Here is a 22,796-nt window from a genome sequence, read left to right as displayed (position 1 = left end):
GACGGTCACCGTTTCGCGGGCATTCTTATGTGAGGCACCGAGGGCGTTTCGCGGGCACTTTTCGTGAGTCAAGCCGTCGCCTTGACGGTTTTCGTGTGGTGGATTTACTATCGGCTTCGTCACTAATTCTGTCGATGCATCCAAATCCGGTTCTATCCTGCAGATTCTGCGGCATGACCTCCCCGCGTCGCTCGTCGTGTTCCTTGTTGCGTTGCCCCTATCGCTGGGAATCGCCATCGCCTCCGGGGCACCGTTGATGGCCGGTTTGATCGCCGCGGTGGTGGGTGGCGTCGTCGCCGGTTCCCTTGGCGGGTCGGTACTGCAGGTCAGCGGCCCGGCCGCGGGTCTTACCGTGGTGGTCGTTGGGCTGATCGAGGACCTCGGTTGGCCGATGATGTGCCTGATGACCATTGGCGCCGGTGCATTACAGATCGTGTTCGGCCTGAGTCGGGTGGCTCGCGCTGCGCTGGCCATTGCTCCCGTGGTGGTGCACGCCATGCTGGCCGGTATCGGTGCCACCATTGTCTTGCAGCAGATTCATGTCTTGCTGGGCGGTGCCTCGCGTGGGTCCGCGTGGCAGAACCTCGAGGCGTTGCCGAAGGGCGTGCTCAATCACCATTTGCCGGATGTAATCATCGGCGGACTGGTGATCGCCATTTTATTGTTGTGGTCAAAGCTGCCCCCCAAAGTCCGTAGCATCCCTGGCGCACTCGTGGCCATCGTGGCAGCGACCGCGTTCGCGATCGTTGCGGGGCTGGCGGCCGAGCCAATCACCCTGTCAGGCAACTTCTTCGACGCCATCGGCTTGCCCAGTCTTCCCCGAACGGCCCCCGGAGGAAAGACATGGGTTCAAGAGTCGAGCGCGATAGCCATCGGTATCCTCACGATCGCCCTCATCGCCAGTGTCGAATCACTACTCTCGGCGGTCGGTGTCGATAAGCTCCACGACGGTCCACGCACAAACTACAACAGGGAGATGATCGGGCAGGGCAGCGCCAACATGATGTCAGGATTGCTCGGCGGGCTGCCGGTCACCGGCGTCATCGTGCGCAGCTCCACCAATGTGGCCGCCGGCGCCCGCACCCGGATGTCGACGGTGCTGCACGGCATATGGATCCTGCTGTTCGCTTCTTTGTTCACCAACCTGGTGGAACTCATTCCCAAGGCCGCGCTAGCCGGCCTGCTCATCGTGATCGGTGTCCAGCTCGTCAAGCTGGCTCACATCAAAGTTGCTTGGCGCACAGGAAACTTCGCCGTTTACGTCATCACCATAGTGTGTGTGGTGTTCCTCAATTTGCTCGAAGGTGTGGGCATCGGACTTGCCGTCGCAGTACTCTTCCTGTTGTTCCGGGTGATACGCGCACCCATCGAGGCCAAGCCGTATGGCAGCGAGACGTTAAAGCAGTGGCGTGTCGATATCGACGGCACGCTGAGCTTTCTGCTGCTGCCGCGCCTGACGAAGGTGCTGTCAAGCCTGCCGCCAGGGTCTGAAGTGACGCTGAATTTGAACGCCGACTACATCGATCATTCAATTTCGGAGGCCATCTCCGATTGGAAACGCGCCCACGAGGCGACCGGTGGAGCGGTCATCATCGTTGAAAATTCATTGGCGAAGCTGCACCATGCACACACGGATCCGCCGAAGCGGCACTTTACGTCGCGGTCGGTAGGCCTTATTCCGCGGCGCCACCGCCATCGCGACGGTGACGCATCGATTCTCGACGGCGTTGATGAGTACCACCGCAGCATTCTCGCGGCGCTGCCCCCCGAGGGTGCCGAGCGGACCGAACCACAGAACCCGGATGCGATGTTCCTCACGTGTGCCGACGCACGGATCCCGCCAGATGTCATCACCGCAAGCGGGCCCGGCGACCTGTACACGGTCCGCAATGTCGGCAACCTGGTAGCGAAAGGTTCGGCCGACGGATCTGTCGACGCCGCACTCGACTTCGCGGTCAACCAGCTCGGCGTGAGTTCGGTTGTCGTCTGCGGACATTCATCCTGCGGCGCGATGACGGCGCTGCTGGAGCACACCACAGATCAAGCGACGACACCCATGGGCCGCTGGCTCGGCCATGCACACGACAGTCTCGCCGCGTACCAGAATCGCCATCCGGCACGCAGCAGCGCCGAGTCCAGCGGCTTCAACGATGTTGACCAGCTGGGCATCGTGAACGTGGCCATGCAGGTGCGATGGCTGACCCGCCATCAGATGTTGGCCTCCGCCGTGGCTTCAGGTGCTTTACAGGTCGTCGGCATGTTTTTCAACGTCTCGACCGCCCGTGTTTACGAGGTGGATCAGAACGGCCTCGTGGGCCCTCCGGGCCCGGCTGGCATGCGGTAATACTACGTGTGCGGGACCAACGGCGAACTGCCAACAGCACCGAACTCGGTAGCCGGGGTGCGACGATGCCACGATGCACACACACGGGAGCGGACGAAGATGATGCCGAATCATGGCCGAGCGCAACAAGAATCAGCGCAGCCGTGCCCCCACCCTATCACGCGTCAACGACATCCTCAGTACGATGGTCACTCGGCGGCGCACCACGGCAGTAGGCCTACAAATGTGTTCTGAAGTTGATTCCTTCGAAGCAATATGTTCGTCGACTGCTAACCCGCCGATCAGCGCCCGAATCGACCTACGCGAGAAGCCGAATATTCGCGAAGCGCTTATGAACTGCCGAAAGCCAGGATCGTCAAGGACGGACACCGAGGTCCTGAGGCACCGAAGGGGCTACGCACTATTCGATTGGAGCCGGCCCCGACCGGCCTTATTGACGGCCGGTCGAAAAGGGGACTAGCAGTGTCGGGTCGCGACTGGCCTACCTTTGGCCCGGCATCAACACGGGCGCCCCTAATGCGCTTGCGATTGGCACGCCCGCAGGGTCAGCGCCAGCGGTGAATTGACCGTCGTTTTCACTTCGACACGGACGGCGTCAAAGCTATAACGTCTCTTGTCTGCGCTGCGTGCGCTGCTACATTTGAGGCACTGTGCTTAGCAACAGAGGTAGACAGCCATCGGCGCGATCGGTCATCGCCATCGCGGCCGTACTGTGGCTGCTCGTCGGCGGGGTCGGTGAGCTGCAGCGGTCGGTGACCGCCGCCACGGACACAGCGCACACCGCCGCCGCCTCCCTAGGCAAAGCGGTGGCCGTCAACGCCGATCACACCCGTGTCGATCGAGGGTCGTCGTCGGAGTGGCCCAAAGTGTTCGCGACGGCGGTTGACCCACGGTGGACGACCACACTGGTCGCGCTCGGGATGCTCGCGCTGGTGGGTACCGTCGCCGCGTTGTTTGCTGATCGGGTGGTGCCTGCCGGGCGAGGCCCGCCTTGCGGTTTCACCACGGCGAGGACAGGTCAAGACGTTCTGACGCGGTTCTGCCTGTCTCGCCGCTGATCGGACAGCGTCAGGTCGTGGAGCACTAGCACCACAACCGGTGATCAGCGAACCCAGTTGATAGCCGCGTGACTTAAATCCCGCACCCGCAGGACGACCCAGCATCTGGCGATCGGGTCAAGCACTTCTGAGGTCCACTATCGCGGCTGTCACCGCCATCGGCACACCCCTGAGGCGCCTAATTCGGGCTTGGTGGGGTGAGTCGCAGGGAACTTAGTTAGAGGACGACAAACATGTCTTTTGACACCACCACACTGCAGATGCACCCTTTGCTGGTCGACGAGCGGACGATCGGGATCGGCCCGCCGCCGGGAACCCGATGGTGGCGCCGGCTCACCGAGGTGGGGCGGTCGACGCCCACACAGCGGGAGTCGCCCCCGACATGTTGGTGGCTGACATGCAGGGCAGCCGTACCGCGTACACCCCCGGCGGCCTGCCGACAGTACGGCGTCTGTGTCACCAGCTGTATCCCTATGACCCGTGCAAATAACACCAGCAGGCGCGCCCCGTTGCGCCGCGAGAGGCGATCATGACCGCGATCGGATACCAGCAGACTCTTGGGGGGTTGCCCCGCTACAGGGGGCCGTTACGTACAGCTCGGGTCGAGGACCTCGTCAGCAGAATGCGCGCCTCGTGATCCCTCAAGATTCGCCCGGCGATCCGACTATCGTCGTCGACGATTCCTGTTGTGCCAAAACGCATTCAGCTCCCCTAGTCCCAGAGCGAGACGCTGGGTGGCATCAGGCCGCGCGGTGGGCACGAGGGCTGGCCTTCGTCAGCCTGGTTTTTGTGGTAGTCCAGGGTGCGGTCGGGGTGTGGCAGGGGGTGATGGCTGATTCTATTGCGCTGACCGGGTGGGCGCTGGGCAGCGCCCCTGAGGCTTTGGGCAGCTTGATTGTGATGTGGCGGTTCAGTGGCTGGCGTACGTTATCCGACACCGCTGAACGGCGCGCCCAGCGTGGCGTGGCGGTGTCATTTTGGCTGACCGCCCCCTACATCGCTGCCGAGTCAATCAACCACCTGTTCAGCGAACACGAAACCCACACCGCTCCGATCGGCATCGTGCTGACCGCTGTCGCGCTGGTGCAAATGCCGATCCTCGGCCGCGCTCAACACAAACTCGGCACCCGGTTGGGCTCGGCAGCTACCGTCGGCAAAGGCTTCCAAAATTACTTGTGCGCTGGCGAGGCGGCAGCGGTTCTGGTCGGTCTGGCGGTCACCGTCGAGTGGCCCGGCGGGTGGTGGCTGGACCCGACGATTGGTTTGTTCATCGCCGCAATCGCAATCTGGCAAGGCGTCAGGTCTTGGCGCGGCGAGGACTGCGGATGCTGAAGCACCTGGCACTGCAAGATCGGCTCTTTGCCGCGAACCCGTCCGCTCTGTTCGCACCGTCGCCGACGGCCGCTAGCCGTGACGACGTTACTCACTCGGATAGGAGCCAACATGATCACAAATTGCGTGCCGCTGTGGCAGTCAGGGGGAGTACTCGGACCACCACGCGCCCGCGGTCAACCGTCGTCCACCGAGCGCCACAGGGTTGCCAGCTCGCCCGAACGGTTCGCGGGGCACTCTGAGCGGCATCGGCAGCGCCGTCACACCGATGATGCCGTCAGATCGACGGTTAGGTGTTTCAACCTAGGCATGTAGCCATTGACCCATTAGTACGAGATGCAGCTAATGCTTGCAGGGGAGGATTGCTGTTCAAATGGTAGATAATAGGTCTCACGCGCACGGGGAGTTGATGCTGCGGTGTGTACGGTGTGCACCGCAAATTCATCCGCGAAGACACGTTAGGGTCACCATCCCGCAATGCACCGACTGCGGGGACCCGGTGGTGCACGATGCCGAACTCGTCGCCTTGATTGAAGCCGACCGAACGTTGAGTCCCGTAGCACGCCCACAGACACCAGCGCCACAGGAGCCTGCGGTGCGCGAGATCTTTTCCAGTGAGACGAGGCTGTCGTGGGTCCTGGCCGCGGTGGCAGGGTTGATCGGCGCGGCAGCGTTCACCCACTCCGCCGGTTACTTTGTCACCTTCATGACCGGAAATAGCGAGCGCGCAATCCTAGGATTCTTTCGCGACGAACAGTGGCTGTCGATCGCAGCAGCACTGATATTAGTGTGCTTCGTCTCGGGCGTCGTCATCGCATCGCTGTGTCGACGGCATCTATGGCTCGCTCATCCGCACGGCCCGACCGTGCTGACAGCCATATCCCTTTTGGTGGCCGCCGCCGTCGACATCGGCGTGGATGGCTGGTCGACCAATCAAGTCTCGTTTGTGCCAGTGTTGTTTGCTGCCTTCGGAATCGGGGCATTGAATACCGCATTTGTCAAAAACGGCGAAGTGTCGATCCCCCTGAGCTATGTGACGGGAACGCTGGTCAAGCTAGGTCAAGGTATCGAACGCCACCTCAGCGGCGGACGCGCCGCCGACTGGCTCGGCTATTTCCTTCTCTGGACCAGCTTCATCGCGGGCGCAACCGTCGGCGGCTGCATTAGCTTGGTGGTCACCGGATCCCAGATGCTCGCCGTCGCCGCTTCCGTGTGTGCGCTGGCCAGCGGGTACACCCATTTTCATGCAGACCGTCGTGCCCTGCGGCAATAACCAGCCCGCTCCCCGTGCAATACGAGCGCGCGACGGTGCGCCGAGGAGTCGCGGGCGAAACCTGCCCTGCTGCCCGCCGAGCGGTAACCCGGACACGTGAATACCAGTCGTCGATCGTGCCGGGCCGCCGCGGCATCGGGCGTATCGATGCAGATTTGTCGTACCGTCGAAGACCCATCGGCTGAGCACGCCAGCCTTCGCCCACCGGTGTCAACACCGGGAGGTCTGTTACCCGAATGCTGATATGGACGTGCGCTCTCATGATATTGACTGGGGCGCAGACAGAGCCAGCGAGCTCGTCTGTAAAACGTGCATTTCCGCAACACCGACCGCGGGCGCAAGACCGCAGAAAGTTGCTTGAACGATGGAGCCGGACAGCTCATCACGCAAAAACGAGACATTTGGTGGAGCGAGCTGGCCGAAGAGGCGACCATCGATTATTGGCACCACCGTTGCCGGTGCTACTAGGTCAGTCTTCGTCGTCGCCTGCGCAGTAGTTGTCACGATCACGGGGTGCTCGCGTGACACCACACCTGCTCAGACGAGCACCTCGCCGGTATCAGCTGTCGATTCGTTGATTGTCAGCGTCGAAGAAGTACGGCGCATCGCCAACTACGAGGAACTCACCTCCCGGTCACACGCTGACCTGCGTCAGCCGCCGCCAGGAGACTTGAACGCTCCGGGTCCCTGCCGCGCGGCGGGAACCAGCGACCTCACGTTTGCCAGTGGCTGGTCCGAGTTTCGTAGCGCGGGGTACAGCGGAGTCACCGACAACCTCGAGCCCGGCGGGAACGCCATGATCGACTCAGTCAGTCAGGCCGTCGCGGTGTACCCGGACACCCACGCGGCGCGCCAAGCGTTAAATCAGCTGGAGTCATCGCTGACAGCGTGTATTGCCTTGCATAACCCAAACTACAATTTCACCCTCGACCACCCGGATTCCTCCACCCTGAAGATCACTGCTCCAGGTTGGAGCCACCTGTACCGCTGGAAGAATACGGTGTTGATGTCGGTCGGCGTGTTGGGCATTGAACCAGCAGAGCGGATCGCCACCGACGTGCTGCAGGTAATCGCCGAACGAATCTAGTTAGACGCATTCGGGATAGCGGGTCTGCGTGTCGGCCGTTCGGTGGATGGTGCCGACGCTGGCCCGGTATCCGCATCCCATCGCGTAACCGAAATCGCCCACCCGGATAGGCGATTTCCCCCGAGAACGGAGTCGTTGCGCGGAGAAGGTCGGCATAGCTGGCGAACCCCACGCCGAAGCCGCCCACGACGATCGCCAGATCGAGTTCCTGGGCCATCGGCGAGACGAATGTTCCAGCACGAACCAGCGAAGCGCGGTATCAACAGTCGGCGGTGGCGGAGATGGTTCCAGCGTTCACTGCTGCGGTCAGTTGGGCGTGGTCGGATTCGGTTTGGTCGGCGTAGGCGGTCGCGTAGGCGGTTAACGCGTCGTCCAACTCGTCAGTGTCGCCGCAGTAGCCGGCCAGGAGTCGGGGGTCGATCGACCGACTGTGGGCCCGCGCGAGCAGCGCACCGGCCAGTCGGCCGTAGTCGTCGAGGTGGTCGCGTTTGAGCGCACTGGCCTCGATGGAGCCCTTGCGGTTGCGGAACTGCCGCACGATGAAGGGTCGGGCCTCGATGGTGGTCCAGCCCAGCAGAATGTCGGTCTCGGCTTGCACTAGCCGCGTGCCGTGCACGATCCGTTCGCCGTCATGGGGCACGGGCGAGCCTGCTTGGCCTGTAGGATCAGCGCTTCATCACCGTTGCCGTGCAACAAGATCACATAGGTGCAAAGGCCGATGCTGCCGGTGCCCACCAGACGCAACGCCGCATCGCAGAACTGGTAACGCGCCATCAGGTGGGCGCGGGATTCGCGCAGCGTGTCGACCTAGTCGGGGATCGCCGCGGCGATGGCGTCCGCGGTGGCAGCGCTGACCTCGGTCAACGTCGGCGGGTCGGCGACGAAACGCCAACGCTCCGCCTCCGTGCGGGTCGTCTGGGCTGCGATCTTGGCGCTGGTGTTCTTCCGAGCCTTCTTGGCGGCAGCGGCGAAGTCGTCGAGGAGGGCGTCGGCCTTGACCCTGTCCAGCATGGAGTCGTCGGTCAGCGCGGTCCAAGACTCGAGAAACGGTAGTTCCGCGAGGTGGGCGATCGTGCGCCGGTAGCTGCGGGCGGCGTCGTGGGCGGCGTCCCGACAGCCGTTCTCGGAGACTCCACCCAGTCGGCCGGCCAGCACGAGGCTGACGACGAGCCGTTTGAGATCCCACTCCCACGGACCTGGCGCGGTCTCGTCGAAGTCGTTGATGTCCATGACGATCCGGCCGTCCTGGGTGCCGTAGAGCCCGAAGTTCCCCGCGTGCGCGTCCCCGCACAACTGGGCGGTCATACCGCTGCGCGGCCCCGCGGCCAGATCAACAGCCATCAACGCGGCACTACCGCGGAAGAACGCGAACGGCGAGGTCGACATCCTCTCGACACGCAGCGGGATCAGCTCCGGCAACCGACCCTCATTGCTCGCCTCCACGTAGTCGGCCACCGAGGGCCGAGCGTCGGCGAGGACGACGTGGCGATGAACCGCGGGATCAGCCGCGTCGCGCAACGCCCGCCCCCGCGCATACGCCTCACGCGAATCCACTCACTCTCCCGGCATGAGAGACCTCCTGATCAATGTTGGCCTTGATCGCCACCACCCACTGCATGCACGCTACCCAGGGGCCCGGGGCATCGACGCGCTCTTGACCCGGACGATACCGTTTCTCTGCACGCGCAGTCCCACCTCGACGAGCGAATTAGGACACGCGCGTAGCGCCGCAATGTGGCTGACACTTTTCGAGGGCATCACCTGACTGGGACGGAGACCACACGATGGCATCATCGAGCAGCGCTGAAGAAGCCGCCGCCACGTCGCCTGGGCACCCCGATGGCGACGGCCATGCGCACGGTCCGCGGATCGGGAGCGCAGGGCAGCGCCACCAGAAGCCGTTAACGATCGCGTTCGCGTTGACCGCGACCTACGCCATCGTCGAGCTCGTCGGCGGCCTCGTCACCGCCTCGCTGGCGCTGATCAGCGACGCCGCCCACATGGGTACCGACGTGCTCGGACTCGGGCTCGCGCTGGCTGCGATCCACCTAGCGAAGCGGGCCGCCGCCGGGCAGCGCACCTACGGCACCTACCGACTGGAGGTGCTGGCCGCTATCATCAACGGGCTCCTGCTGTTCGGCGTCGCGTTCTACGTGCTCTACGAGGCGGTGCAGCGCTTCATGGACCCCCCGGAGGTTCTTGGGATACCGATGCTGATCGTCGCGACGGTAGGCCTCGTCGTCAACGTCATCTCCTTCCAGCTACTCACCCGCGGCGCCAAGGAGAGCCTCAACGTCAAGGGCGCCTACCTTGAGGTGCTGTCCGACATGCTCGGTTCGATCGGCGTCATCGTCGCGGCGATCGTGATAACAGTCACCGGATTCCGCTACGTGGACGCCATCGTGGCGGCGGCCATCGGACTGTTCATCCTGCCACGTACCTGGCAGCTCATGCGTCAGGCGTTGCGCATCATCATGGAGGTCGCACCTCCGGGCGTGAACGTCGAGGCCGCTGCCCGCGACCTCGCCGCGATCCCCGGTGTCGATGCAGTCCACGACCTGCACATCTGGACAGTCACCAGCGGCATGGAAACCGCCACCGCGCATGTCCTGATCACCGAGGGCGCCGACTGGCACGCCGTGCTCGACGCGAGCCGCCGACTCTTAAGCGAACACTACGGCGTCACCCACACCACCATCCAGGTCGAACCCGCCGACCACCAGGAGACGTCGACCGGCTTCTGAAGAAGCCTCGGTCACAACCGCCGCCCAGCCCAGCTTGAGGCGACGCATCAACGCTTTGAGTTCGGCGGAGACCTCGATCGGTTTGGCCGCCGGTGCGGCGTCCGGGCGGGGTCAGAGTTTCGGTTGGGGGGTTAGGCGACGGCGGCGGTCAGGGGCTGCTTAGTGTGGGGTTCCTGCTCGGTGGCGTCGATGATCATGGGCCGCGAAGCGGCTAGCGTGTGGATCTTGTCCACGGTGAGCCGGCTTTGCAGGCTGGCGGCGTCCTGCGCGTAGGGCGCCCCAGTGGCCAGCAGCATGAGTGCACGTCGGATCCACACGGCCGGGGAGCCGTAGAGGCTTCCGCTGACGGCGACTAGCGCCGCAGCGACGACGAGGCCGGCTATCAGCGGTCGCGCGGCGCGGTCGGCGTGCTGCTTGCCTGCAGCTTCCAGGGTCTGTTCGGCTTCCAGAACGTGCACGATGCGTGCCAGGGAGTTGGTCGAGGCCGTCGCGGTGACCTCGACCCGCAGCGCTGCGTGCCCATTGGTTGATCCCGCGCGCACGTGGTCCCCGGGTACGGCGACGACGGGCGCCGATTCGCCGGTGATCGCACAGAGATCGAGGGCGCTGCGCCCGGCGCGAATGATGCCATCGGTGGCCAGGCGCTGCCCGGGTTGGACGATCATCTGATCACCGACGCGCAAATCCGCGGCGGCCACCACCGTCTGCATGCCGTCCCGCTCGACCGTGGCGTGATCGGGGGCCAGCGAGAGCAGTGCATGCAGGCTGCGGCTCTCGCGTGCGGCGGAGTACTCATCCAAGCCCTCCTTCATCGACAGCAGACATGCCAACTTGGCGACGCCGCCGATGTCGCCGAGCCCGACGGCACCGAGCGCAGCGGTAACGGTCAGGGTGTCCACGCCGACGCGGCCTTGGCTCAATCCTTTGAGGGTAGGCGGCACGAACGTCGAAGCCCCTAGCGCCAGCGCGAGGACCTTCAATCCCAGCGTCACGGGCTTGAGCGGAATGATCCACGTAGACAGGGCCGAGGCGGTCAACAGCGTCGCAGAGCACGCGGCTCGCTGCAGTTTGACGTTCATCCACAGCGACTGCGGCCCGTCGGTGCGGTCCTCGGCGTCACGCTGAGTTGCTCTGCTGCTCAGCACCGTGAGAGCAGCCGGTGTCGGGTCATCGCGGTGACCGGCGAGCGCTCGCGCTGTCCAGTTAATGAGGTGCTTCAAGGCCCCCGGCTCACTGTCGTCCGCGGACTGCGGGACACGGGAGGGTGCCGACGTGATTGAGATGTGTTCCTGGTCTTCGATGGCGGACAGGATGGCCGCACTGGTGCAGCACGCCGAGGAATACCAGATCACAATTGATGCGGTTTTGGTGTAAATCTGCACGTCCCGGACTCCGGTAAGGTGCCCGACGGTGTCCTGGATCCTGCGTGCACGGGCCTGGTCGAGTCGAGAGCCGCTGAAGCGCAGGCGGATTCGGCCGGCGGCAGCCGCTACCACGGTGAGGGACACCGCGCTGTCGGGGTGCGTGCTGGTGCTGGCGGAGTGCGTGCTTGTGGTGGCTAGGTGCGTGCTGGTGGGGTCCGGGTGCGTGCTGGTGGTGTCGGGGTGACTAACTGTGGTGGTGGACATCATGAGCCTCTCGAGTGGTGATAGGACCGCCATCGACGGGGATTCATCTCACCCAGGCGGTTTGTTGTCTGACCGGATGCCGCATTAGCGACCTGCCAGGTCAACGGCCGATCGTGGGATCAGCGGTAAGCACCAGCGCCGCAATGGGGGTCCGTGAAGAAGTGAATGATCACCGACCGTCGGCGCAAGGCACGACGACCTGCCGCTGACCGGTCAGCGACGCGACAAGCAGAACCGCGCCAAGATGTCTTGCCCGGTGTCCACGAGCGCCGAGCCATGAGGACCGCGCCCGCCCAAAGCGCCGGCCCGGGCCCATCCAGCCGCGACCGCACCCAGCGCTGCGGCTGCGCAGCTGATTACCCACGCCGCCGCCGATCGTGGCATCGCCGTCACCGACAGCGGCTCGTGATGGTCGGTGGGCGACCTCTTGTGCACATGCTGGTTATCGGTGTCGTAGGCGGAGTGAGCACTCGGGGATCTTGCCGGCGCCTGCGGTGCGGGGCGGGCGCTGAGCTGCAAACAGAGCACGCTGCTGTGGGTGCCGTCATGGGCGCCGAGGACAACGACTGCCAACGCCATCCATGCTGCTGTCAGCGCAGCGACGAGGTAGCGCATTCGTGAGTTTCGATTAACGGCCTCACATTTCATGACTCTTCGACGCTAGCACTCCAGGAGAGATTGGTCAGGTCCTGACGTTGCGGCTTCGCTGTTTTCATCCGCTATTTAGCGCACGCTCACCAAAACCTCACTGGCGCAGACGGCCATCATCGCCGTGCGCTGGACTGTCACTGCTGCAATGGGGATCGGCGACGCACCGCAGCCCAGATGCTCATCGTGCCGGCGACAACCCCCACCGAATCAGCACCGAGGCCGCCTGGGCCAAAACTGTGCAGTGTCTGCCCCATCCGGCATCCACCGGCAAAACCGTCCGCCACCGACTCAATTGGGGCGGTCACCGCCAGGCCAACGCTGCGCTCTACGCGCTGTCGTTGTCCGGATGCAACTAGTAGCACCGCGCAATTTCAGTCGTGCGCTCCCAGGTCGATGATTACCCGGGCAACCGGAAGCGACCCATTTTTCCGCGCCGTCGTTGGGCACCAACGTGTCGATGGCGTCGGAGGCGACGCTGGCAGCGCCACCATTGTCGCCTGGTCGCTGCGCTGCACACTCGCACTCAAAACGCTTCTGGCCCCGGAGCTGAGCCCGCTCGTCGCCCGAGAAACGAGCGTGCGGTCGACATTGCGCATTCTCAGGTTACTGCGGCGGTTACTTTGGGCGCGGGGGATACTATTCAAAAAGGCCGGATCACCGTAGCGAACAACGGGTCGGCGGTACTTATCGGCCGAGGGTCGGGGGAGGGATATGAGCGATCACACCGACGCCGCGCCGTGGTCTGAGCTGTCTAAGCCGATCGCCGTTGTCGAGGACGTCGCCGAACCTGCCGCCGAGGGTGCCGTCCATGTGCTGACCAAGCCGCGTTTGCGCGGCTGGATCCATGTCTACTGCGCCGGTGGGGCTGTCATCGCGGGCGCGGCGCTGGTAGCGGTGTCGTGGGCGGTGCAATCCAGACGGGCCGGGCTCGCGACGCTGGCATACGTCGCGGCGACCGTGGCGATGTTCACTGTTAGTGCCGTCTATCACCGAGTTCACTGGCAGTCGGCGACCATTCGGGCACGGATGAAGCGGCTCGACCACTCGATGATCTTCGTGTTTATCGCCGGCAGCTATACACCGTTCGCCAGACTGGCTATGCCGCATGCGACTGAGCATGTGGTGCTGGCGATCGTGTGGGGCGGAGCGCTGGCCGGAATCGCGCTGACAGTGTTCTGGCCGACGGCGCCGCGCTGGGTGGGCGTGCCGCTGTATCTGCTGCTGGGTTGGGTGGCGGTCTGGTACACGGGTCTGATCCTTCGCAATGCCGGGGTGGCCGCGATGGTGCTGCTGACGGTCGGCGGCGTCCTGTACAGCGTTGGTGCTCTGTCCTATGCACTGCGTCGGCCCGACCCGTGGCCGTCGACGTTTGGTTATCACGAAGTTTTCCATGCCTGCACCGCAGTCGCGGCGATCTGCCATTACATCGCCATGTGGTTCGCGGTCTTCTAAAACACCCCGAATTTTGTCGGGCATTAGTCCATCCGCCGTGCGTCCGTGGGGCACTCGATGGCCAGTGACAATGCCCTCGCAGCCCCGGCGACCCGGGTTGGTGGCTTGCAGGTAAGGCCGATGAAAGGGCTGTGGATGACGACGTTGAATACCTTCGCAATACCGTGACATCGCCAGCGAGTGTGCCTGAGCGCCGACCGACCGTGGCCGCTATTGCCAAAACGTGCAGATCGGCTTTTGTTTTCTGCTGTGCAATTACAGCGTTTACCGGTTGCTGGCATCCCAGCACGGCCAAGCCGGGCAATGCGCCGCCCAGTGTCGAGGCGTTGATCGTCAGCGTCGAGGACGTGCGGCGCATCGCCAACGACGAGGAGCTCACTGCGCGTGCAGGCGCCGACCTTCGTCGACCGCCGCCGGGAGATGTCAACGCTCCGGGTCCCTGCCGGGCGGTGGGTATCAGCGATCTGACCTTCGTCGGTGGTTGGTCGACGTTTCGCAGCGCGGGATACAGCAGGGTCGCCGACGACATAGCCCCGAGCGGAATCGCCCCGTTCGGCTCGGTCAGCCAGGCTGTTGCGGTCTACCCGAACTGGCATGCGGCGCACCAAGCGCTCGATCAGCTGGAGTCATTGCTGACGGCTTGTCTTGCCTTGCACGATCCGAAGTACGCATTTTCCCTAGACCACCATGATTCCCCGACCCTGAGGATTGCTGCTCAGGGCTGGACGCACCTGTATCGCGTGAAAAATTCGGTTATGATATTTGTTGGCGTGGCGGGCGTTGAACCAGCGGAGCAGATCGCAACGGCCGTTCTACAGACCGTCACCGATCGCATCAGATAGCGCATTTTCTGTTTGCGCGGCTCCGCTGAGCCACCGCAAAATCCGCGCCACTACTATAGTGTTCGGACCATCGGGACGTTCGAAACCAAGATCGGGCATGATAGCTAGTTGTGGGCCAACAACGCTACCCACGTCCGCCACGTCGTGGCCTGCCACCGTTTCACTGACGTCATAGGACGAAACTTGGCGCAGTTCTGCGGCCGAGCGCCGGAAACACGATGTCAACCCAAAATTGCCTCTCCTGACTTGATCAGAACATCAAGTTCCCTGACGAGATTATCCAGACCGTCGCACATGTTGGCCTGGTCAGCCGTCACGTCGATGATTAACTGCCGTGTTGCGTCGATGACCGGATCGAACTTCCCCAGGGCGATCAACGTGACGCGTTCTCCCACTCGGTTGAGTTCGGCGACCGCTGCTTCCCGACGTCGTTCGCGTTCACCCTGGTTCACCTTGTCCCGGTGCAGACCTTCGCCAATGGAGGCCAGCTGACCAATGACAGGAACGACGGCGGATGCGACAGCGACTCGGTGACAAACTGCCGCGGCGGCTCGCCCCGCGACCGGTCCCGAACTCTTGGGAACGCTCATCTTCTCGTACTCCGTGAGCGCAGTCAGCGCGGCCTTTGAGATTCGACTCACTACGCTGGCGAAGACCTCTGCGTTGTCGGCCGCTGTCGCCTTGGCGTCAGATTCGTCCCTAACCGTGTGGACCAGACCCTCCAGCTGATGCCACGACGGTCGTCGGCGCTCAACCTTCGTCGTGGCATCGACGTCGTGTCGTAGCTTGTCAACATTTCGCTCGTGCGTCGCATACCAAAGGTCAACCCCAGCTTTCAACGCCAATTGCGTTGTGTGAGCACATCTTTGATCGTCTACAACCGCGCCAATGGTTTCAGAGACCCGCCCCTTGAGATCGGCCTCAGCCGATCTCTTCAAGACGTCCAGCTGCGCCAACCATGACATGCGGTGCTGTAGACTCTCCTTGGCGAAGTGCTTTTGCTCTGCGTACTTCACCACCTCGGAGCGGAGGCCAGCCAGCGATTCCGCGAGTTGAGATCTCCAGAATCTTTGCGCCGCCGAGCTTCTCAAAGTGTCGATATTAGACGATCCAAGCTCGGCCAAGGCTCGACTGAGCCGGTCGGTCCCGTCCCACTCTCTGAACTCGTCCCAGACCGCCGAAGCAGGGTTGCGCTCCGATCCCGCCATCTGAGCGAAGTCCTGAGACACGACGAACACTGGTACTGTTTCGCCGAGTTTGAGTGCCCGCCTCAGTTCATCTGTCTTCCGGTTGGCGAGTGCGCGGTACCCTTCGGGATCACTTTCCGGGTCTACGCCCGCCTCGTCGAATCTGCAGATGACGAACCAAAGCGAACCCTGAACCCATTCCCGGGCAACCAGCTTGCGCAGCGCGGGATACTCGGCAGTGGCAAGTTGAGGCGTTACCGCAACCACCGCCACGTCGGTGAGGTCGATAGCGTTATTGGCCAACTCGGTGTTCATATCTGAGCGGACGTCGTCGCGTCCGGTAACGAATCCGGGGGTATCACGCCACATGCATCCGGCTGCCTGAATGACGTTGACTTCGAAGGTTTCGTGGCGCGCACTAATGGTAAGCCACTCTGGCACTTGGGCTTCCGCGTCCACGATGAGCCTCCGGAGTAGGGAGCTCTTGCCGGTGTCATACGCGCCGTAGACGGTGACGACCGGCAGCGCGGACGCAGCGAACCTCTGCCATTGACTGCTTGCTTCACTACCTAACGCCGCGCCTGGGATGTCGTCCAGCCACGCCCGCGCCTTATCGGGATCGATTCGCGCACCCATTAATTGAGTTCCTTTCCCAGGTCGTCGAACGACTCGAGTAGCTTCTGGATGACGTGGAGACGCTGACTCAGCTTGTCCGCCTCCGAGTGCGCATCGGTCTGGCTCTTGAGGCAGGTGCTGTGTTCAACCTCGAGTTTGTCGCACTGTGCGGTCACGTATGTCAGTGGGCCATCGGGACCATGGGCAAGTTCATTTACCCGCTCAATCGCTTGCTGCTCAACAGCAGAGATAGCTTCGGAAACCGTTCTCTCCCAGTCAGATCGGCTGATCTCGCCCCGACGGCCACCAATATGAGCACACCAGCGGAGCGATGGTTAGCCGCAGAACCCAACTACATACCCCGCTACAGCGACACCCAGCAAATCATCGGGACAACGGTCCTCGCCACGGTTGTCGCAATCACGGTGTTGACCTTCGTCATCGTCTACTGTCGACGAGGGCGATAACAGCCTGCACAACGTTGCCCACGCCCACCCCCTCAACGGCTGCACCTCGAACTATGTTGATTGCCGTACCTCGCCGTACCGGTGGTATGTACCCCGTCGTCCCTGGCCTAGGTTTGGACCGTCGTTAACACAAGGTCCAACCACTAATCCAGAGTGTCCCGGATCAGCGACACAGAAAAGTCACTTATCCTCCGAATTTGAACTGGCCGTGAAAGGCATCGGCGTTGATCGGAGCGAAGTAGCTTCAAGCCGGAACGGACCGCCGGGCCCCCCTTCGGCAGATTGGGCAACGCCGCGGACTCCCACGGGATCCCTACCGGCATCCCTGCCCGCTGGACAAGGGCAGCGAGGCGGCGGCGGTCAACATTCAAATTCAAACATGCGCATGTTACTATCCTTTTTATTCGAAAGAGGCGATTGCCGTGGACGCAGGGAGGGCTTATGGAGGATAAGCGCGGGGCGACGGACATAGGGGAGTCGACGCTGCTGTGTCCGCGGTGTGTGTCGCAAATGTTGCCGGTGCAGCGTTTTGGAGTAACGATCGATCAATGCACCGGGTGCGGCGGCGTTTTTCTTGACCGGGGCGAGCTCGAACAACTTTCGGAGGCCGAGGCTAAGTTTTATGCGGCCCAGCAACCCCAGCCGCCAGCGCCGGCCTATCCGCCCCCACAGCAGTATGCGGTTCAGCCGGGGTACATCGAAGGTCCCCGTCAACGAGGATTCTTGGGCGGCTTGTTCGGTGAGGGGTACTCCGGCGGCCGGCACGGAGGCAGTCGCGGCGGCCACCACTGACCACATGACCACGTATCGCCGCAGCGGCGCAGCGTCCCAGGCGCGGTTCGCAGCACCTCGAGCCGTGCCGATGAGTTCACCCTGACGGCAGTGCATTAAAGGAGCAACGAGCCATGTATTTCGGGAGCTATCCGCCGGAGCTCAACTCTGCCCGTATGTATACCGGTACTGGGGCAGGACCGTTGTTGGCCGCGGCCGAGGCGTGGGATGCGCTCGCCGCCGACCTGCATTCGGCGGCCACTTCATACCAAGCGGTGGTATCGGGATTGACCGCTGGTCCCTGGTTGGGGCCGGCGTCGGCGTCGATGAGCGCTGCGGCCGCGCCGTATGCGACGTGGTTGCGAATCACCGCCGCACAGGCCGAAGAAACCGGCGCTCAAGCCAAGTCCGCGGCTGCTGCCTACCAAACCGCGTTTTCGGCGACGGTTCCGCCGACGATGGTGGCGGCCAACCGCAGTCAGCTAATGACCCTGGTCGCGACCAATGTGTTCGGAAGAAACTCTCAGGCGATCGCGGCCACTGAAGCACAGTACGGGGAGATGTGGGCCCAGGACCTGGCGGCGATGTACGCCTACGCAGCGTCGTCAGCCTCGGCGACGACGCTGACCCCGTTCTACCCACCCCCGCAGACCACTAGCCCGGGCGGCTTGGCCAACCAAGCCGGCGGCCAGGCCGCTGGCATCGTGAAGAACACGGTCCAGCAAGCCTTCTCCGCGGTGCCCAGCGTGCTGCAGAGTGCCGCGGCGGCCCCGGCAGCGGCCACGGCGGCCCCACTGGACTCGCTGGGCACGCTGGCCGACCTGTTCACCATTTCCTTCGGCATAGCAGCGGCCTTCGCTACCTTTCTGGTCGGCGTACCTTCCGGTGTGGTCGGGGTGATCGGTCTTCCGGTGTCCATCATCGGTACCGGAACGGGTATTCACACCGACGAGATCATCAGCGGCTGGGCGGGCGAGGAGCCCTTTCCGAGTACTGAGCCGGCACCGGTGAAGCCGTTCCCGGCGCCGCTGCTTAACTTGCCGGAAGGCACGGTGCCAGCCCCAAGCCTTTCGGCCAGTCTGGGCGAGGCCAGCACCGTCGGCGCCTTGTCCGTGCCACCGACCTGGGCCGTTGCCACCCCGTCGGTGCGCCCGATCTCGTACACGCTGCCGGCGCTGGGTGGGACGGCGGTTAGCGCCACCGCCGTACCGGCGGCGGGAGCCAGCTCAGGCAGCACGCTTACCGAGATGGCACTGGCAGGCATGGCCGGACGGGCCATGGCCGGAACCGTTGGCACCGGTCGGCGCGGCGATAAGGCGGTCAAGGAGGCGCGCTTTCGCGCCAGAACTGCAACGACCGCTGGTGAGGATGCGGCACCTGGCGAAAACGGCGAGGCGCCCAAGGGCAAGCCTCGGGCTGTGGTCACCGGAGTCGCGGCCGAGCTTCGCGAATTCACCAAGCTGCGCGACGAGGGAATTTTGACTGACGAGGAATACACCGAGCAGAAGAACCGTCTGCTCGGTCGCTGAACCGCCTGTCGGGCGAATGTAGCGGTCATCGAGAAAAGGTCTGCGCAGCAATGGATTTCGGGATCTATCCGCCGGAGATAAACTCCGGTCGGATGTATGCGGGTCCGGGACCCGGGCCGATGCTGGCCGCTGCGCAGGCCTGGGAGAGTGTGGCCGACGAGCTGTATACGGCGGCCAGCGGATATCACACTGTGGTGTCCGTACTTACCGAAGAGGCGTGGTTGGGTCCGTCGTCCTCTGCCATGAGTGCCGCCGCCGAATGTCATGTTCAGTGGCTAAGCGCCACCGCCGCGCAAGCCGAGGAAACCGCCGCCCAGGCATGGACGGCGGCCGCCGCTTACGAGGCGGCGTTCGCATCCACGGTGCCGCCGCCGGAGATCGCCGCCAATCGCAGCCTGCTGGCGGTGCTGGTGGCGACCAACTTTTTAGGACAGAACACACCGGCGATCGCGGCCACCGAGGCGCTCTACGCCCAGATGTGGGCGCAGGACACCCTGGCGATGTACAACTACGCAGGTTCGTCATCAACCGCGGTCGTGCTCACGCCGTTTACCTCTCCGCAGCAGAACACCGACCCGGGCGCGACGGCCAGCCAAGCCGCCGCGGTCAGCCAAATCGGCACCGCGGCCGGACCCGAGACCGGTGCCCTATCGGCGGTGCCGCAAGCGTTGTCCGCGGCGGCGGCACCGGCCCAAGCCGACCCGCTCAGCACGCTGGCCATCCTAAGCGGAGTCTTTCTCCTTGCACCGGCCGATTTGGCTGACCTTTTCGTGGTCTTACCAACAGACCTGCTGACTGGATTCGGGGATTTTCCTCTCTCCGCTTTCAGCACTGCGTCGGGTCTCGTTGACGACGACACGGTCAGCGGCTGGAACGGGGAAGAGGCATGGCCGGGTACCGGACCGGCACCTGTGCAGCCGTTTCGTGCGACCCTTCCGAACCTATCCTTAGCCGGGCTTCCTGCGCCGACGATGTCAGCGGCCTTGGGCAAGGCGAACATGGTCGGGGCATTATCGGTGCCGCCGAGCTGGACCGTCGCCGCACCCGAAGTACGCCCGACCGCGCTGACAACACCGCTGTCGAGCGCGAACGCCGCAGCAAGGCCGGCAGCAGAATTCGGCGCGGCAAACACGTTCAACCAGATGGGAATCGGCGGAATGGCCGGACAAGCCACGGCCGGCCCGCCAGCTGTCGCGAACGTTCAAAAGAACGCCAGGCCGGCGCGGCTTACCGGCCGCAGCGAGGACGCACCGTCCGACGACGCCGAGGCCTCGCCCGCGCCGCGGACCGTCATGACTGGCGTCGCCGCAGCGATCCGCGACATCGCCGTGCAGCGCGCCGCTGGACGGCTGAGCGAACAGGAATACACCGAGCAGAAGAAGAGACTGCTCGAAATCTCGTTCGGGCAGTAAGTCAGTCGGCGATCGACAGCGCGATGCCGTCCGGGCGACTCGGCCGCCCGTATCGACTGTCCGTCTTTCGTGGTGGTCCGGAACACGCCCGCAGGGGCCAGAAAGCCTTATCGCAATTGGTGGGCGCCGAAGACGAAGTGACGGGCGACTAACCCTTGCCATGCCTAGGCCGCTATCAATTTCTGCTTATTTGGAATTGATAATCGTTTGTAATTTGGGGATGGCGCGACGATTTCGATCTACCTGTGCAAGTCCAACTAACTCATCTACGTACCCCCAGCCGACGACTCGGCTTCAGTCATCGCGAACGCCCTGATCCGCCCCCAGGACCACAGAGGCCTAACTGTTGATTCGTGTAAAATACTAACCGATTACGCGGTGCGGTCAGGTTGTTGAAGGCTCTAGAAATGTACTGGCCCGGTAGATTTAAGATATGTCATCAGTCAAATATCATTTAATACGTTTGACCGCCCGGAGAGCTGTCTACCCCGAATTGTGTTCGACATGCTGGCTGCGCTGACCAGGGCAGCCCCATAGTGAGAGAGAAGCACTCGATCAAGGAATGCATGGGAATGATTACGAAAATCATTATCGGTTGGTTAGTGATTTTCTGCGCCGTTCTTGGATTTGCACCGACTACCGCTAACGAGCCCCCATCGTTTGGGGTTCTCAGCTGTCGGTGTGCTATTCGGGACCAACATGCGCCCGGTGGCCCCGCTCGCAGCACCGACGTGGAACTCGGACTCTCGGAAGGTCTTGCGTTTGTACCAACTAAGCCCTTCGCCCGACATGCGAACCCAGGCTGACAACGTCGGGTTGAATCACCGGGTCAGTGACCGACCGTTCTGCTCAAGGCGACACCGGGCGCACGGCTGCGGGGCTGATGAGGTCGGTACTCTTCCTTGGCGACTTGGCCGCGGCCCTGAAATCGGCCGCCTGACGCACGCCGTCGTGCAGACCGTGACATTTTGGTGAGAACACGGAGGGGCAACCGCGGGCTGGTCAGCACGTGGCGCGCGGCGACAGATACCAGGCGAGGTGGGTGGCGCATCGCTGTGCGGGTGATTGTTCTCGCGGTGTTAATCGACGTGGCCGCGTCGCCCGCTATCTGCGCTGCGCAGCAGCGCCCGCATACCAAAGCGCCTGGAGATGCGGCGCCTGCCGCGAGCGAGCCGCCGCGAGGGCCGGCCACCGTGACCGTCAATCCTGCACCCGGTAGCCACGATGTCGATCCATTAACCCCGATTTTTGTCACTGCTCGCACGGGTGTGCTGGTCGCGGTGCAAATGGTCAACGAGACCGGCAAAGTCATCGATGGTGTCCTGACGCCGGACAACACGATGTGGAAGCCCGCCGTGCCCCTGGGTTACGGCCGCACCTACACGCTAAAAACCTCCGGACGCGGCACAGATTCCACTACCACCACGTGGACTTCAAGCTTTTCCACCGTGGTGCCCAGTGGGCAAACCGCGGTGCGGCTCACCACCACGGCGAACACCCCACTGCGTGACGAGGGCACCTATGGCGTGGGCACGGTGGTGGTGGCCCGCTTCGATCAAGCCATCCCTGACCGCGCCGCCGCCGAACGGTCTCTGCGGATCAGCACGAACCCGCCCGTCGACGGGGCGTGGAATTGGGTCGACAATCAGACGGCCCACTGGCGCCCGCAGCGCTACTACCCGCCGGGGACCAGCGTTACCGCTACGGCCGACCTGTACGGCAAAGCGCTCGGCGAGGGGCTCTACGGCCAAGATGACGTCCAGGTCAGCTTCCGCATCGGTGAGGCCCACATCGCCATCGCCGATAATGCCACCAAACAGGTCACCGTCTACGACAACGGGAACTTGGTACGCACCATGCCGACCTCCATGGGTATGGGCGGCAGCCAAACCATCGGCGGTCGCACATTCAGCTTCTGGACCCAACCCGGCATCTACACCGTCATGGACAAAGCGAACCCCGTCATCATGGACTCCTCGACCTACGGATTGCCGATTAATTCCCGCCTCGGATACCGCGAGACGATTTCTTACGCCACCCGGATCAGCCCCGACGGCATCTACCTGCACCAACTCGACGACACGGTCTGGGCGCAGGGCAACACCAACGTCTCCCATGGTTGTCTGAACCTCAACGCCGCCAACGCCCGCTGGTTTTTTTCGTTTTCGCAGCCTGGCGACGTCGTCGAGGTCCGCAACACCGGAGGCGCGCCCTTAGCCATCGGGCAGAACGGCGACTGGAGTGTGCCCTGGGACCTGTGGTTGGCCGGCAGCGCACAGAGGTAACCCGAGCACGGGCACCAGCTACGTGGAAACATCGCGCGATGGGGCTAGACGGTATGGAGGCGACTTGAGGCCGAAGGCCTCGGGCTGCAATCGGACGTGGGTTGCCGATGGCGGGTGAA

Annotated in this window: 17 protein-coding genes and 1 pseudogene; 12 read left to right on the top strand and 6 right to left on the bottom strand. The window is 63.4% G+C overall.

Annotation, left to right across the window (positions count from 1 at the left end):
* The first annotated feature begins 109 nt into the window (after nucleotides 1-109).
* Nucleotides 110-2,344, top strand: coding sequence for a SulP family inorganic anion transporter (locus AO501_RS33785; RefSeq protein WP_055581917.1), 2,235 nt, complete (start codon nucleotides 110-112; stop codon nucleotides 2,342-2,344).
* Nucleotides 2,345-2,994: 650 nt separating this feature from the next.
* Entirely contained in the window at nucleotides 2,995-3,402 is a 408-nt protein-coding gene (locus tag AO501_RS33780) for a hypothetical protein (RefSeq protein WP_055581916.1), read from the top strand.
* A gap of 217 nt (nucleotides 3,403-3,619) precedes the next feature.
* Here the strand turns inward: AO501_RS33780 and AO501_RS37620 are convergent, their stop codons facing one another.
* Entirely contained in the window at nucleotides 3,620-3,862 is a 243-nt protein-coding gene (locus AO501_RS37620) for a hypothetical protein (protein ID WP_156298808.1), read from the bottom strand.
* Between the two features lie 206 nt (nucleotides 3,863-4,068).
* Here AO501_RS37620 and AO501_RS33775 point away from each other — a divergent pair, with 206 nt between their 5' ends.
* From AO501_RS33775 to AO501_RS33765, 3 genes are all read left to right on the top strand, one after another.
* Nucleotides 4,069-4,734 carry a cation transporter gene (locus AO501_RS33775; RefSeq protein ID WP_197048314.1) on the top strand — a complete coding sequence of 222 codons (666 nt, stop codon included), beginning with the start codon at nucleotides 4,069-4,071 and terminating at the stop codon, nucleotides 4,732-4,734.
* 595 nt (nucleotides 4,735-5,329) lie between these two features.
* Nucleotides 5,330-6,007, top strand: a complete 678-nt coding sequence (locus tag AO501_RS33770; protein WP_055581921.1) for a YoaK family protein — start codon at nucleotides 5,330-5,332, stop codon at nucleotides 6,005-6,007.
* A gap of 364 nt (nucleotides 6,008-6,371) precedes the next feature.
* A complete protein-coding gene (locus AO501_RS33765; protein WP_082659011.1) occupies nucleotides 6,372-7,094 on the top strand; it encodes a sensor domain-containing protein in 723 nt (240 codons plus the stop codon).
* Nucleotides 7,095-7,353: 259 nt separating this feature from the next.
* On the opposite strand, the pseudogene AO501_RS33760 reads toward AO501_RS33765, so the two are convergent.
* Nucleotides 7,354-8,648, bottom strand: a pseudogene (locus tag AO501_RS33760) (DUF2252 domain-containing protein).
* A gap of 230 nt (nucleotides 8,649-8,878) precedes the next feature.
* On the opposite strand from AO501_RS33760, the gene AO501_RS33755 reads away from it, so the two are divergent.
* Nucleotides 8,879-9,838 carry a cation diffusion facilitator family transporter gene (locus AO501_RS33755; RefSeq protein WP_055581915.1) on the top strand — a complete coding sequence of 320 codons (960 nt, stop codon included), beginning with the start codon at nucleotides 8,879-8,881 and terminating at the stop codon, nucleotides 9,836-9,838.
* Between the two features lie 131 nt (nucleotides 9,839-9,969).
* Here the strand turns inward: AO501_RS33755 and AO501_RS33750 are convergent, their stop codons facing one another.
* Both AO501_RS33750 and AO501_RS38585 read right to left on the bottom strand, forming a co-directional pair.
* Nucleotides 9,970-11,466 carry a hypothetical protein gene (locus AO501_RS33750; RefSeq protein WP_197048315.1) on the bottom strand — a complete coding sequence of 499 codons (1,497 nt, stop codon included), beginning with the start codon at nucleotides 11,464-11,466 and terminating at the stop codon, nucleotides 9,970-9,972.
* A 213-nt stretch (nucleotides 11,467-11,679) separates the two neighbouring features.
* The gene (locus AO501_RS38585) at nucleotides 11,680-12,045 is read right to left on the bottom strand and encodes a hypothetical protein (protein WP_156298810.1); all 366 of its coding nucleotides are present in this window, start codon (nucleotides 12,043-12,045) and stop codon (nucleotides 11,680-11,682) included.
* A 783-nt stretch (nucleotides 12,046-12,828) separates the two neighbouring features.
* On the opposite strand from AO501_RS38585, the gene trhA reads away from it, so the two are divergent.
* Nucleotides 12,829-13,569: a PAQR family membrane homeostasis protein TrhA gene (gene trhA / locus AO501_RS33740; RefSeq protein WP_055581913.1), complete on the top strand. Its 741-nt coding sequence runs from the start codon at nucleotides 12,829-12,831 to the stop codon at nucleotides 13,567-13,569.
* Between the two features lie 212 nt (nucleotides 13,570-13,781).
* Nucleotides 13,782-14,411 (top strand): sensor domain-containing protein, encoded by a 630-nt coding sequence (locus tag AO501_RS33735; protein WP_231513659.1) that lies wholly within the window; start codon nucleotides 13,782-13,784, stop codon nucleotides 14,409-14,411.
* A 221-nt stretch (nucleotides 14,412-14,632) separates the two neighbouring features.
* Here AO501_RS33735 and AO501_RS33730 read toward each other — a convergent pair whose 3' ends face one another.
* Together AO501_RS33730 and AO501_RS37615 are read right to left on the bottom strand one after the other, a co-directional pair.
* Nucleotides 14,633-16,234 (bottom strand): GTPase domain-containing protein, encoded by a 1,602-nt coding sequence (locus tag AO501_RS33730; RefSeq protein WP_055581911.1) that lies wholly within the window; start codon nucleotides 16,232-16,234, stop codon nucleotides 14,633-14,635.
* Nucleotides 16,234-16,389 (bottom strand): hypothetical protein, encoded by a 156-nt coding sequence (locus AO501_RS37615; RefSeq protein ID WP_156298756.1) that lies wholly within the window; start codon nucleotides 16,387-16,389, stop codon nucleotides 16,234-16,236. Before AO501_RS37615 ends, AO501_RS33730 begins: the two co-directional genes overlap by 1 nt.
* Nucleotides 16,390-17,121: 732 nt before the next feature.
* Here AO501_RS37615 and AO501_RS33725 point away from each other — a divergent pair.
* The 4 genes from AO501_RS33725 to AO501_RS33710 all read left to right on the top strand — a co-directional run bounded on the left by AO501_RS33725 (nucleotide 17,122) and on the right by AO501_RS33710 (nucleotide 22,677).
* Nucleotides 17,122-17,472, top strand: a complete 351-nt coding sequence (locus AO501_RS33725) for a zf-TFIIB domain-containing protein (RefSeq protein WP_081286479.1) — start codon at nucleotides 17,122-17,124, stop codon at nucleotides 17,470-17,472.
* Nucleotides 17,473-17,585: 113 nt separating this feature from the next.
* Nucleotides 17,586-18,980: a PPE family protein, SVP subgroup gene (locus AO501_RS33720; protein ID WP_055581910.1), complete on the top strand. Its 1,395-nt coding sequence runs from the start codon at nucleotides 17,586-17,588 to the stop codon at nucleotides 18,978-18,980.
* Nucleotides 18,981-19,030: 50 nt separating this feature from the next.
* Nucleotides 19,031-20,392 (top strand): PPE family protein, encoded by a 1,362-nt coding sequence (locus tag AO501_RS33715; protein ID WP_055581909.1) that lies wholly within the window; start codon nucleotides 19,031-19,033, stop codon nucleotides 20,390-20,392.
* 1,049 nt (nucleotides 20,393-21,441) lie between these two features.
* Nucleotides 21,442-22,677 (top strand): L,D-transpeptidase, encoded by a 1,236-nt coding sequence (locus AO501_RS33710; RefSeq protein WP_156298760.1) that lies wholly within the window; start codon nucleotides 21,442-21,444, stop codon nucleotides 22,675-22,677.
* Nucleotides 22,678-22,796: the final 119 nt, after the last annotated feature.

It is taken from the genome of Mycobacterium gordonae (assembly GCF_001417955.2).
Lineage (GTDB): Bacteria > Actinomycetota > Actinomycetes > Mycobacteriales > Mycobacteriaceae > Mycobacterium > Mycobacterium gordonae_B.
The sequence above is the reverse complement of the archived record's forward strand: the minus strand, read 5'-3'. Positions and strand labels throughout refer to the sequence as shown.

Coding starts and splice junctions, on each gene's coding strand:
- AO501_RS33765 (WP_082659011.1), top strand. CDS start 6,372: ATGGAGCCGGACAGCTCATCACGCAAAAACGAGACATTTGGTGGAGCG.
- AO501_RS33755 (WP_055581915.1), top strand. CDS start 8,879: ATGGCATCATCGAGCAGCGCTGAAGAAGCCGCCGCCACGTCGCCTGGG.
- AO501_RS33750 (WP_197048315.1), bottom strand. CDS start 11,466: ATGTCCACCACCACAGTTAGTCACCCCGACACCACCAGCACGCACCCG.
- AO501_RS38585 (WP_156298810.1), bottom strand. CDS start 12,045: ATGGCGTTGGCAGTCGTTGTCCTCGGCGCCCATGACGGCACCCACAGC.
- trhA (WP_055581913.1), top strand. CDS start 12,829: ATGAGCGATCACACCGACGCCGCGCCGTGGTCTGAGCTGTCTAAGCCG.
- AO501_RS33730 (WP_055581911.1), bottom strand. CDS start 16,234: ATGGGTGCGCGAATCGATCCCGATAAGGCGCGGGCGTGGCTGGACGAC.
- AO501_RS33725 (WP_081286479.1), top strand. CDS start 17,122: ATGGAGGATAAGCGCGGGGCGACGGACATAGGGGAGTCGACGCTGCTG.
- AO501_RS33720 (WP_055581910.1), top strand. CDS start 17,586: ATGTATTTCGGGAGCTATCCGCCGGAGCTCAACTCTGCCCGTATGTAT.
- AO501_RS33715 (WP_055581909.1), top strand. CDS start 19,031: ATGGATTTCGGGATCTATCCGCCGGAGATAAACTCCGGTCGGATGTAT.